The organism is Streptomyces sp. NPDC088354, assembly GCF_044753585.1.
GTDB lineage: Bacteria > Actinomycetota > Actinomycetes > Streptomycetales > Streptomycetaceae > Actinacidiphila.
This window is the reverse complement of sequence record NZ_JBIVNJ010000012.1, coordinates 198,915-210,840: the sequence shown is the minus strand read 5'-3', so window position 1 is coordinate 210,840 and position 11,926 is coordinate 198,915. Positions and strand designations below refer to the sequence as shown.

At 73.2% G+C, this 11,926-nt stretch carries 8 protein-coding genes; 1 reads left to right on the top strand and 7 read right to left on the bottom strand.

Annotated elements, in window-relative coordinates; translation table 11 throughout:
• Positions 1 to 196: 196 nt before the first annotated feature.
• From fxsT to fxsA, 5 genes are all read right to left on the bottom strand, one after another.
• Positions 197 to 4,114 carry an FxSxx-COOH system tetratricopeptide repeat protein gene (gene fxsT / locus ACIP98_RS20315; RefSeq protein ID WP_319659904.1) on the bottom strand — a complete coding sequence of 1,306 codons (3,918 nt, stop codon included), beginning with the start codon at positions 4,112 to 4,114 and terminating at the stop codon, positions 197 to 199.
• The gene (locus ACIP98_RS20310; RefSeq protein ID WP_319659905.1) at positions 4,098 to 5,444 is read right to left on the bottom strand and encodes a TIR-like protein FxsC; all 1,347 of its coding nucleotides are present in this window, start codon (positions 5,442 to 5,444) and stop codon (positions 4,098 to 4,100) included. Before ACIP98_RS20310 ends, fxsT begins: the two co-directional genes overlap by 17 nt.
• A 123-nt stretch (positions 5,445 to 5,567) precedes the next feature.
• Positions 5,568 to 6,353 carry an aminoglycoside N(3)-acetyltransferase gene (locus ACIP98_RS20305; protein ID WP_401977131.1) on the bottom strand — a complete coding sequence of 262 codons (786 nt, stop codon included), beginning with the start codon at positions 6,351 to 6,353 and terminating at the stop codon, positions 5,568 to 5,570.
• A gap of 1 nt (position 6,354) precedes the next feature.
• Complete coding sequence (locus ACIP98_RS20300; RefSeq protein WP_401977130.1) at positions 6,355 to 8,718, bottom strand: FxsB family cyclophane-forming radical SAM/SPASM peptide maturase; 2,364 nt, start codon at positions 8,716 to 8,718, stop codon at positions 6,355 to 6,357.
• A gap of 31 nt (positions 8,719 to 8,749) precedes the next feature.
• Entirely contained in the window at positions 8,750 to 8,947 is a 198-nt protein-coding gene (gene fxsA, locus ACIP98_RS20295) for an FxSxx-COOH cyclophane-containing RiPP peptide (RefSeq protein ID WP_319659908.1), read from the bottom strand.
• 784 nt (positions 8,948 to 9,731) lie between these two features.
• On the opposite strand from fxsA, the gene ACIP98_RS20290 reads away from it, so the two are divergent.
• Positions 9,732 to 10,223, top strand: coding sequence for a DUF1877 domain-containing protein (locus tag ACIP98_RS20290; protein WP_401977128.1), 492 nt, complete (start codon positions 9,732 to 9,734; stop codon positions 10,221 to 10,223).
• A 38-nt stretch (positions 10,224 to 10,261) separates the two neighbouring features.
• Here ACIP98_RS20290 and ACIP98_RS20285 read toward each other — a convergent pair whose 3' ends face one another.
• Together ACIP98_RS20285 and ACIP98_RS20280 are read right to left on the bottom strand one after the other, a co-directional pair.
• The gene (locus tag ACIP98_RS20285) at positions 10,262 to 11,017 is read right to left on the bottom strand and encodes a metallophosphoesterase family protein (RefSeq protein WP_319659911.1); all 756 of its coding nucleotides are present in this window, start codon (positions 11,015 to 11,017) and stop codon (positions 10,262 to 10,264) included.
• Between the two features lie 69 nt (positions 11,018 to 11,086).
• The gene (locus ACIP98_RS20280) at positions 11,087 to 11,821 is read right to left on the bottom strand and encodes a poly-gamma-glutamate hydrolase family protein (RefSeq protein ID WP_319659912.1); all 735 of its coding nucleotides are present in this window, start codon (positions 11,819 to 11,821) and stop codon (positions 11,087 to 11,089) included.
• Positions 11,822 to 11,926 lie beyond the last annotated feature (105 nt).

Genomic DNA, 11,926 nt, shown 5'->3' with positions numbered 1-11,926 from the left:
TCACCCGCACGGTCTCCCTGGACCGGCCGCTCGGCGACCGGAAGGTCGTGGACCTCTCCGACGGCAGCACCGTGCCGCACACCTGATCCCGCACAACGCCGGAGGGGGGGGGGGGGGGGGGGGGGGGGGGGGGGGGCGCCGGGGGGGGGGGGGGGGGGGGGCCGCCGCGCCCCCCCCCCCCCCCCCGCCGCCGCGTTCACACCGGCTGCGGCTCCAGGTCCCGGTTGACCCGGAACCACTCGCGGGCGGCCCGGCTGAGGGGGTGCTCCTCGCCCAGCAGCCGTACGCACTCGGGCAGCACCTTGCCGCGGATCTGCTGGGCCTGGGCGTGCCGGCCGGACTGCCGCAGCGCGTAGGCCAGGTTGATCTCGCAGGCCAGGGCGTCCGGGTGCTCGGGACCGTACCGCTCGGTGAGTCCGCGCAGGGCGGTCTCCAGCAGGGTCACCGCGCGGTCGGTCTCACCGAGCTCGCCCTGCGCGTTGCCCAGGTTGATCATGCAGTTCAGGGTGTACGGGTGGCGGGGGCCGACCGCGCGCTCCAGCCGGGCCAGGGTGTCGGTGCCGACCGCGACGGCCTCCGCGGCGTCGCCGCTGCCGCGCAGGTAGATGGCCAGGTTGTTGCGGCAGGCCAGGGTGAACGGGTGGTCGTCGCCGAGCAGCCGCCGGTAGGACGACAGCGCGTCCAGCGCCAGGTCGCGGGCCTTCCCCTTGTCGCCGGCCGCCGAGTACTCGGCGGCGAGGTTGAGCGCGCAGGCGAGTGTGTCCGGCACGTCGGGGCCGTACCGCTCCAGGTAGCGGTCGTAGGTCACCTGGGTGAGCCGCATCGACTCGGCGGCGCGGCCGGCCTTGCGCAGCGAGACCGCGAGGCTCTTGGCATTGCGCAGCGTCTCGGGCACATCGGGGTTGAGGACGTCCTGGAAGACGTCCATCACCTCTTCGAGCATGGCGACCGAGCCGGTGTAGTCGCCGATCTCCCGCAGGTCGCGGGCGAGGTTGGCCTTGGTCGACAGGGTGTACGGGTGGCGGTCGCCGAGCATCGGGCTGCGCCGGTCGACGGTCTCCTGGTCCAGCCGCCGGGCGAGTTCGGAGTCCCCGGTGAGCCGGTAGTCGATGGCGAGGTTGTTGGCCGCGACGAGCGAACGCGGGTGCTGCTCGCCGAAGATGTCCTTGAAGCCCGCGTAGATCTGCTCGTCGCGTTCCCGGGCCTCCTGGAAGCGGCCGAGCGCCCGCAGGTCCGCGGCGAGGCTGCCGCCGGTGATCAGGGTGTGGGGGTGGCCGGCCGGCAGCAGGGCGGTCTGCCGGGCGAGGGTGTCCTCGTCGTACTGCCGTGCCTCCTGGTACCTGCCCTGGGAGCGGAGCACGTTGGCGAGCTCGAACTGCAGGTTGAGGGTCTGCAGGTCGTCCTCGCCCAGGGACTGCTTCCAGTTGTGCAGCAACTGCTCGGCCAGGATCCGGGCCTGCTCCAGCGCGCCGCTCTTCCACAGGTAGCGGACGCGGTTGACCAGCAGCTGCCGCGGTTTCTCCTCGCGGCAGTCCTCGGCCTGCGACGGGGCGAGGTGCGGCCAGATCAGCTCGAACCCGGGCCAGTTCGCGGGGTCGTTGATGGCGTCCTCGGGCGGCCGGGCCTCGGCGAGGATGCGGTGCACCTCGTGCATGGTCTCCTGCTGGTCGTCCTCGGACATCTCCGAGCGCACGGCCGCCTGCACCAGCCGGTGCACCTGGATGCTGCTGTCCGCGGGGTCGACCTTCGCCAGCGCGAAGCGGTTGACCGCCTGGATGACCTTGCCGAGCATGTAGCGGTCACGCAGCTGGGGGTCGTACGGGAGCAGCGCCTGGATCATGGAGTCGCTCTCGATGAGGGTCATCGAGATCGGCTCGGCCGCGAAGAACGCGCACAGCTCCAGCAGCCGGACGGCCGCCTTGGACTGGTTGCGCAGCCGGCTGATGGAGATGCTCCAGGTCGCCCCGACCTCCCGCGGGTAGCCGGCGGCAGTGGTGACCGACAGCGCCTTGGTGGTCTGCTCCTTGAGCTGCTGCACATAGACGTCCACCGGGGTGGCGGTCTCGGCGAGCCATGCGGCGGCCACCTCGACCGCCAGGGGCAGGTCCCCGACCGCCTCGGCCACCTGCGCGGCGTCCTCACGGCTCATGCCGCCGACCCGGCGGCGCAGGTGCTCCACGCTCTCCGCCCGGTTGAAGACCTCGATCTCCAGGGGCTCGGTCGGTCCGGTCGGCGGCTTGTTCCGGGCGGTGACCACGATGTGGCCGCGTCCTCCGGGGAAGTACCGGCGCACCCGCTCGGGGTCCTCGACGTTGTCGAACACCAGGAGCCAGCGCGAGAAGCGGGTGCCGGTCATCAGCTCCTCGCGGGCCGCCTCTGCGGCCTCGGAGACGCTGTCGCCGACCCTCAGCTCCAGGCGGCGGGCGAGCTCCGCGAGGGAGGGCGCGATCCGGTCCTCCTGCTCCGCCTCGATCCACCACACGAGGTCGTAGTCGGCCTTGAAGCGGTGCGCGTACTCCAGCGCCACCTGGGTCTTGCCGACGCCGCCCAGCCCGTGGAGCGTCTGCGGGAAGGGCTGGACGGAGGGGTTGCCGCCGCCCAGGCGGTCGCGCAGCCGGTCCAGGACGGTGGAGCGGCCGGTGAAGAAGGTGTTGCGGGGCCGGAGGTTGGACACCTTGGGGTCGCCGACCGGGTAGCGCGGGCCGCCCGCCATCGACGCCTGGTTGAGGTCCGTCTCGTCGCGCCCGAGGGCGCGCAGCAGCGTGGTGGCGGCCGCTAAGTGGTCGAGCCGGACCAGGCTCACCGGACTGCGCTGCGCCAGCGGCGGGCCGGGGCGCACGTCGCCGACCCGGATCGGCAGCAGCTGGTGCTGCTGGCCCGACGGGTCGGTGCCGGAGTTCGACTCCCACACCCGCATGGCCCGGCGGGAGCGCAGATAGGCGGCGGAGAGCACGATGAGGGTCCGGGAGCCGGCGCCGGCGCCCGCGGGCTGTTCCGTGGGGGCGGCGTGGGTCTCCACGTCCCAGGGCACGACCCGGAAGCCGGCCCGGGTGAGGATCCACTCGATCCAGTCCGCCCACATGCGGTCCTCGGGCACGTACGCCAGCACCAGACCGGACGGCGGGACGGGTCGCCGCCGGGTGAACTCCGCCGCCCACCGCAGCCGTTCCGGCTCCGGGAGCGGGGGCAGCGAGGTGACGGCGCCGCCCGAGACCATGGCGGTCAGGCGCTCGCAGGCGGACAGCATCGAACTGGACAGGCCGGGCGCGTCCCCGAACGTCGCCAGGATCTCCTCGTAGGCGTAGAAGGGCCGGTACGGGATCTCCACCGACCCCCAGTAGGCGACGCGCTCCTCGTCCCCCAGGCCGGCCGGGAGCCCCTCGAACTGCGCGCGGGCCAGCGCCCGTCCGGCGTCGGCCTTCTCCTTCTCGCCGTCGTCGATGCGCATGGGCACCGGGAAGATCCGTATGCCGCGGCCGCTGTACCGCTCCTCGATGTCGCGGGCGACGGCGGCGGCGCCGTAGATGCTCTGGTCGCTGAGGGTGAAGCAGACCACCAGCTCGTCGGGCATGTGCACGGTGCAGATGTCGGCGATGTCGCTGAGGCCGGTACGGCTGTCGATGAGGACGTAGTCGTAGTGCCGCCGCATGTCCGCGCGCATGGCGTCGAGGAACTGGCCGCCGCCGAAGCGGTCGTAGAAGACGTCCCAGTCGATGCCGGTCAGGGCGGTGGAGTAGTTGCGGTCCTGGCGGCCCGCGGACAGGTAGTCCAGGCTGCCGCCCTCGGGAAAGCCCCAGTTGAGGGAGATGGCGTGCGGGCGCACCCGGGCGAACTGGCGGTGCCAGTCGGGTGGGCGCGGTACGTCGCGCAGCGCCTCCTCCCGGTACTCGGTGATCAGGTCGATCATGCCGGTGGTGGCCGCCAGCGCCGAGGAGTCCAGGAAGGGGTGGAAGAAGCGGAACAGCCCCGGTGCTTCGAGGTCCCAGTCCACGGTCAGCACCCGGTGACCGTTGGCCGCGAGGATCCAGGCGGTGTTCGCCAGGGCCATGGTCCGTCCGGTGCCGCCCTTGTACGAGTAGAACGTGATCACACGTCCGTTACGGCTCTCGGTCATCCTGGCCCTCCGGTTTGTCGGGTTCCGTGGTGCCGCGGTCGTCGTACGGGCCGTACGGGGAGGAGCGTTCGGGTCCGTACGCTCCGGCGGACGGACCACGCAGTCTGGGGCGGGCGGTGCGCGGCCCCTGCGGCGGGAACGCCGGGGCGTGGGCGGCGTAGTGCTTGGCGGCGAGTCCCACGGCCTTGGGCACGTCGTCGCTGAAGGCTTCCAGGCTCGGGATGTTGTTGCGGATGAACCGCAGCCCGGTCGGGCCGTCCGTCCGGCCCGGTTCCAGGGCCGCGTCGGCGATGCGGCGCAGCCCTTCCTCGTGGCCGTTGGACTCCGGGTCCGCCCTGTTCCAGGGCACGAGGACGCTGATCCAGGGCCGGTGCCCGTTGCCGAAGCGGGTCAGCATCTCCCGCCGGTCGGGCGAGTCCATGGCCCAGCGGTCGAGCAGCAGCAGTCCCGGGGCACTGGGCGTGGGGTCCAGCAGGCGGTCCAGCTCCTCCTCGAACACCCCCACCGTGACCCGGTAGTCGAGGTTGCGCGCCAGATCGGCCGCGTGGTCGGCCAGCGGCCGGTTGCTCTGCGGGTGGTACGGGTTCCAGTCGCGCGGCGAGGGGCCGTAGCAGGTGCCGCTGCGCCCCTCCGGCAGTTCCTCGGAGCTGCAGCAGGCGAGCACCGTCACGCGCAGCGGCCGGCTGGCGCCCGGGGGGCCGAAGGCGCTGGGGACGTGGTGGTAGTCGACGTGCCGCCCTTTGGCGATCTTGGTCTCCTCGACCACCTGCACGATGCGCTGCGCCAGGCGGTAGACGGCCCGCTCGTACTCGTGCTTGAGGTAGCTGAGCTTGATCAGCCCGTAGAAGCCCTCGGCGGCGTAGTCCTCACCGAAATCCGCGTGGTTGAACTGCAGCCCCTCGGCCGGGCCGGGCATGTCGTTCGCGGCCACCGGCACCCACAGCGCGGGCACGATGCCGGATATCGGGCCCTCGTGCACGGCCCGGTGGTACACGGCGCGCTGCGAGAACGCGTACCACTCCTTGCCGCACTGCTGACTGCGGAAGTAGCGCGGGGAGTACAGCGGGACGAAGACCCTGCAGTGCGCCAGCGCCTCGGCCAGCGATTCCGGCCACCCCTCGCCGACGTTCATCCCCCGGTCCATGAAGCCCGCCCTCACTCCGGCGGGCAGCGTCGTCATCTGCAGGATGTGCGCGCACAGGTCGTTGTAGAGCTTGGCGACCCACAGGTCGGGGTCGGGATCCGAGGGGTCGTTCCTCGGGGTGTGCGCATAGCTGAGGAAGAAATAGGGCTTGTCCGAGGCGTCTCCCTGCCCCACGGGTAATGCCATGCGCCATCTCCCCCGCCCGACCTACAGGTCCCCGTCCCGCGCCCCTCGTGAGGGAACCTCAGTGTAGGAACCGCTGTTTCTCCGGCGGAATACCGCATGACCATCAATTTTCCGCGCGGATGGTCAACGCCCGTTCTTCACCAACCATTTGGCGATGACATCCACAGCGTCGGCGATGGGCACGAGATGGCAGGACGCGTCACCGAACGGGCCGTTCAGCACCGCGCACCCGCGGGCCACCACCGGGACGAGTCCCGGGAAATGACGGTCGTCGATGTCGGGTGCCTCGAAGGTCACCCACTCCTTGCCGCCGTCCGCGCCCCGCACCAGTGCCCGGTAGGGGCGGTCCGGCGGCGGGACGGCGCGGTAGTCGGCGAGGTGGTAGGCCGTGCACACCCACAGGTCCACGCCGATGAGCAGGGCCCGGCCCCGCAGGTCGTACAGCCGGGCGGTGGGCGAGTCCTCGCCCAGGTGGCTCTCCAGCGCGTGGCCCTCGGTGACGAAGCGCGCGGCCGGACCGAAGGCGGTGAAGGAGGTGTGCGGGTGCGCGCTGCGCAGGGCGCCCGGCAGCAGCCGGACCTCCTCGGCCAGCCGCCCCACACTGGGCGACACGGGGGTGGTCAGCGGGTCGAAGGGCTCCATCGCCTCGCGGTACGCGGCCAGTTCCGCATCGCTCATGCCCTCGGTGCGCCGCCGGTCCACCCGGGAGGTGACGGAGTTCTCCGGGGTCGCCGCGTACGCCACGAGGGTGCCCGCGTCGCCCAGCGCCGCCCGCAGCGCCTGGACCACGGTGCGCCCGCCGCCCTCGACCTCGCCGACCGCCTTCAAGGAGCCCTGGACCAGCAGCACGTCCCCCGCCCCGACACCCAGCGCGCGCAGGTCCCGGGTCAGGCTTTCGCGAGTGTGCACCTCAGACCCCGTTCACTTCGGAGAGCCAGGGGGCGACGGTGCCGGCCATCCGGGCCGCGAAGCGCTCGCCCAGCGGGGTGAGCGATCCGCTGCCGGCGAGCCGGTCGACCGCCTCCGCCGTCTCGCGGGTCCAGCGGGCGAAGGGGGCGGCCGCCTCCGGGACGCCCCGGCGGGCCAGAGCGCGCCAGTACTCGGCGACGGCGATGTGTGCGTACGTCCCCTGGAGCAGGCCCTCCAGTGGACGCGGGTCGGGCCGCCACGGCGCGTGGAACAGGCGGGTGTCGTCCGGGTCGAACAGGTCCATCAGGTCCAGCACGGCACCGAGCTTCACGTGCTGGAACTCATGGGCCACCAGCAGGGCCAGCGTGACCGGCGTCGCCGGCCGTGCGATGCCGACGGCGCCGAACGCCTGCCGGGCGGCCCCGCTGACGTCGCTCCCGTCGCCCGGCGGGACCAACGGGGTGATGGTCCCGAGCCCGGCGGCCAGCCCCGGGACGTAGCGGGGCAGTTCGCCGCCGAGGAAGTCCCAGGCAGCGACCAGGTCCTCGTGCCAGGCCTTGACCTCGGACTCGTCCTGCCGGGACACCGGCGGCCATTGATGGGCGTCGCGGTAGGGGTCGGTGTCCTCCAGCGCCACGGTCCAGCCGGCCGGGCCGACCCGGCGTACGGGGTGCCACCACGCGTCCGCGGGGCCCTGCGCGGCGATCCTGAGCGTACGGCCCGCGGCGCTCACACGGAATCCGCCGGCGTCCGCGGCCACTTCCGCCTCTTCACCGTCGGCGGCGCCGACCAGCACGCGGCCGAGACCCGGGAGCCGTACCGCGCCGTCGCGCACGGGGACCCGCACCGTCGCCCCGTACCGGCCCGCGGACCGCACCAGGGAGGCGGCCGCGACCTCGGCGAGCCCCGCGACGTCCGCGCCCCCGTCGCCGCCCGTCTCCAGGCAGTGCCGGGCCCACGGCCGGACGTACGGATGAGCCAGCACGGTGTCCACGGCCTCCGGCGCGGCCTCGTCGACCTCGGCGAGCACCCGCCACACGGCGGCGGTCCTGGCGTCCCGCGGGGCGCGTTCCCAGACCGCGGTGAGCAGGCCGCGGGTGATCCCGAGCTGCTCGGCGGCGAGCGCCGCGACCGTGCCGGCGTCGCCGTACCCGGCGGCCAGCTGGTCGATCTGTTCCTCGGTCAGCGAGGACCCGTCCTGCTGCCCCGGCGCGGTGGTCACCGAAATCTCCCGATCCACTTCCTCGTCCTCGGCGTCGCGGATGCCGAGGATCAACTCCATCAGGTCGGCGCAGTACGCGGACGGGTTCGCGAATCCGTTCCCGGTGCGGTAGCGATGCGCGTACAGTCCCCCGCCGCAGACGTCGACCACCGGGCACCGGCGGCACTCCTCGGCCAGTCCGGCTCTGCCCTGCCGCCGGGCGGTGATCCCGGGATGGGCGGCCACCTCGTCCAGGGAGTGCGTGAAGACGTCCATGCCGGTGGCCGGGGCCCCGTCGTAGGCGGTCTTGAGCGAGTCGGCCTGCTCGAACGTCCCGTCCGTCTCGATGACGACGAGGTCGACCGGATCGGTGCCGATCGACTCCACCAGGCTGCTCCCGCCGCGCAGCATCCGGCGCACGGAGTCGAAGACCCGCACGGGCACCGGGCGCCCCTGGGCGGTCCAGCGCCGGTGGATCGTCAGCAGCCAGTCCGCGTAGGGCGCCGGGGCGCCGCCGGGGCGTACGGGCGGCACGTCGTGCGTGGCGTGGGGCAACAGGAAGTCGATACGGGGCGGTTCCAGCGCCATGAGTGCGTCGTACACCGCGAGGGGGTCGTTGTCCACGTCGATCGTGCAGAGCAGGCCGCCGTAGAGATGGCGGTAGCGCGGCTCACGGAGCAGCCCGATCGATCTCACCACGCGGTCGTAGCTGCTCCGCCCGTCCGCGAACCGCCGGTGGCGGTCGTTCTCGGCCCGTCCGCCGTCGAGGGAGACGCCGACCGAGATGCCGAACTCATCGAAGATGTCGCAAAATCGCTCGTTCAGAAGGACGGCGTTGGTCTGGATACCGAGCTCCAGGGCGCACCGGCCGTCCAGCGCCCCGCGTAACGCCTCGGCGGCCCGGCGGATGCGTGCCGGGCCGGCCAGGAGGGGTTCTCCCCCGTGGAACACCACCTGGACGGCGTCCAGGTGGTGCGCCGCTGCATGCTCGGCGATCCGTGCCGCCACACGGTCGAACACCTCGTCCGGAGTCGCCCGGATCCGTTGCTTCCAGCTCGTGTCCGCGTGCTCGTAGACGTAGCAGTGGTCGCATGCCAAATCGCACCGGCTGTGCAATTTCAGGACAAACTGTGACAACGGCCTGGTCGGCGCTGATGACTCCATGACTGCGGCGCGGAATCCCCGAGTCGGTCGGCTACTTGCTGCTGAACGACTGGAAGGCCGCGACCGGGACGCTCCCGGCGGAGGCCGCGGCGGGCATCACGCGACCGAGGGCCGGCGAGGCCACGGAGCTGCCGCGGGACGCCAGCTCCGCCAGCGGGATCCTCCGCTGCACCTGCGGACGCCCGGCCGGGGCGCCATTGTCGGCCTTCACAGCGAGATTGGCAGTCATAGTGGTCCTTGGTGACTAAAGGTGCGTTGGGGCGCACGCCGATTGTCCGAAATACACCAAAATCATCGCATCCCGGACCCCCGAAGGCGCGACGCAGCACGCGACACGCGCGCGACCTTCAGAGGCGACTTAGCACGCCCATAACGAGCGAGCGGACCACAAGGGCGCGAGCGAAACGACCACAAGTGCACGATTTACGCCACATGCAGTAGACGCGCGGCACAGCGGACGCGCGCACGCCCCACCCCAACGCCGGGCTGTGTGATTATCTCCCTTACAGGGAGCGGGAATTGGCCATATCCAAGAACCGAGACGAACTTTCTGAAGCGGTTCACGCGCCCTGCCGCACGCACCCCCGGGCCCCGCCTTCCGGCGCGTCCCGGTCGATGCCGCGAACCCGCGCACGAGCCTCGCGCACCGGCCCTCCGAGCAGCCCGGCCACGCCCGGCGCACACCGCGAAATCCACCCGGAACCCTGCACCAAGCGGGGGAACACCCACCCGTCGGGAGCAGTCGCGGGCCCGGCCGAGGGGAGAGGGGCCGGGTGCTGTCCGGGTCCCCGGTTCCTCTCCCCACAGCGATGGTCGCACAGAAGAAGTACAGGATTGAACGATCGCCCTGTGGCACTGCTCACGCCCGTACGGACCCGGAAATCCGGTGGCAGGACCCGCTGCCGGCCCTCGATGCCCGGACGCATGACCGGAGCCCAAGGCACCCATCCCCCGGAGCAGTTCGCTAACGCAGCGGCGGCCAAGCCGGCCACTGGGCCGTGCGGGGGCCCCTCATGGCCGCGACCCGGCTCCTCGCCCGTGTGCACGCCGCGGACCTCGCCCACTGCCGCGCGACGGCGTCCGGACGGACGGACGGCGACCCCGGCTGGGCTCCGCCCGCCGGGGACGTCCTCGATCTCGACTGGGCGCCCCACCCCCTGGAGGACGCCTGCCGCCGCGCCGGACTCGACGGCCGTCTGCTCGCGGCCCTCCGGCGGGCCACGACGGGCGACCCGGAGGTGGACGTGGCCTTCCTCGACCACCCGGACGCCGTCGGGATCTTCGGCCCTCCCCCTGCGGCCCTGGCCCCCGAGGGCGTGGCCGCCGTCGCGCACGCGCTCGCCGCGATCGACTGGCCGGCGGTGCTGCCGCCGCGGCCGGGGGTCCGCGGGCTCGACGGGGTCCGCGATCCGCAGGCGTACCTGACCGGGCAGTTTCGCGCGCTGTGCGCGTTCTGTGCGGAGGCGGCGCGGCGCGGGCAGTACGTCGTGAGGTGGTGGGACTGACGTCGGCCCGACCAGGCCGGGCGACGACCGCGTGCCCCTCACTCCGGCCGCCCGTCGCGCGGGCCCCACGCAGCGACGACCTCCTCCGCGGAGTACGTGCCGAGCACGTACTCCTCGGCCCACCGCGCGGCCCCGGCGAAGCCCGACTCCCCGGCGATCCGCGCGGCCGCCGCCTCCCGGTCGTACACCGTGCGCCGCAGCCGGACGCCGCCCGCGCCGAGCAGGGCCCAGTGGGCGCCAGGGCGCCCGTAGGGCATGCCCACGCTTCCCGGGTTGACGACGAGGCGGCCGAATGCCAGCCGGACGTAGGGCATGTGGGTGTGGCCGCAGACCACGGTCTCCACGTCCGGGCCGAGGCCCGCCATGACCTCGGCCCAGCGCGCGGCACGCGAGTCGACCAGCACGATCTCCTCGTCGTCGCGCACGGTGGCGTGGCAGAAGACCGTGCGCCCCGCCTCCGCGACCTCCAGTTCCGCGGTCAGCGGCAGCCGCGCCAGCCACGACACATGATCGTCCGTCAGTTCCGCCGCGGCCCAGTCCGACACCTCGTAGCCGCTCGCGCGGCCGTCGCGCCGGTGCTCCACCAGCTCCCGGTCCGCGTTGCCGCCGATCCACACCGCCCGGTCCCCCAGCGCCCGCAGCCTTTCCAGGGTGGGTCCCGGCAGCGGTCCCGCCGCGTGGTCCCCGGCCAGGACCACGCGGTCGGCGTCCCGCACATCGGGCTCGGCGAGCACCGCCTCAAGGGCGGGCAGGTTGCCGTGGATGTCGGCCAGGACCGCGACGCGTTGCAGCATGCCGGCAGCCTGCCCGCGGCCGGGCGTAGCGATACGGCGGTTCGCCGAGGGCGTGACGCCGGCGGGACCTCAGGACGCGGCCGCGATCGCCGCGCGCACGGCGGCCACGAGGCTCCAGAAGACCGGTCGCGTGGTGCCGCCCCGCCCGGCACGGGTGTGCGTGCCGAACATCGCGGTGCGCAGCGGGGCGGTGATCTCCAGTTGGGCGCCGCGGCCGCGCCGGGTGCCGTTGCAGATGTTGGCCGGGGAGCGGCCCGCGAGTTCCCCGACCTCCGACGCGTCGACGGCGTGGAGACCGGCATCGGTGAGGGCGGCGGTCAGTTGGCCCGCGAAGGCGGTGTCCGCGCCGCCGACGAGAACGGCCCCGGCCCCCTCCGGCAGACCCGCCTGCCGGGCCGTGCAGCCGTGCAGCGACAGCACCCGCAGGCTGCCCGCCGCCATCGCGCGGGCGACCGGGTCGTCGCAGCGGGTGGAGGTGACGTGGAGGGCGGCGTTTCCGGTGACGCGCAGGCCCTCGAACATCCAGTAGTCGTACACCGGGCCGCCCGGCGGGGTGGGCGCGAGATCGGCGGGGTGGTACCCGGCGACGGCGAGGCAGAGTTCGGAGGTGCCGGCCTCGATGCCGCCGGCGTGCGGGGCGACGACCACGGTGTCGCCGGGCCGGGCGGCGGGGTCGCCGGCGGCGTGCCGGCGGAAGCGCCGGGCCCAGTCGGTGCCCTCGGTCAGGGCGGTGTCGGCGTACAACGCGGTGTTGGAGGCGTACGTGTCGAAAGACGCGGAGGCGTAGCCGGTGTGCGTCGTCATGGAGCGATCATCACGCACCGGCGGTCCCGGCTCCTGCCGGGAGCCGGGACCGCCACGAACGGAACGTCCGGTCCCGCCGGGCGACGGGGGGAGCGGCCCGGCGGG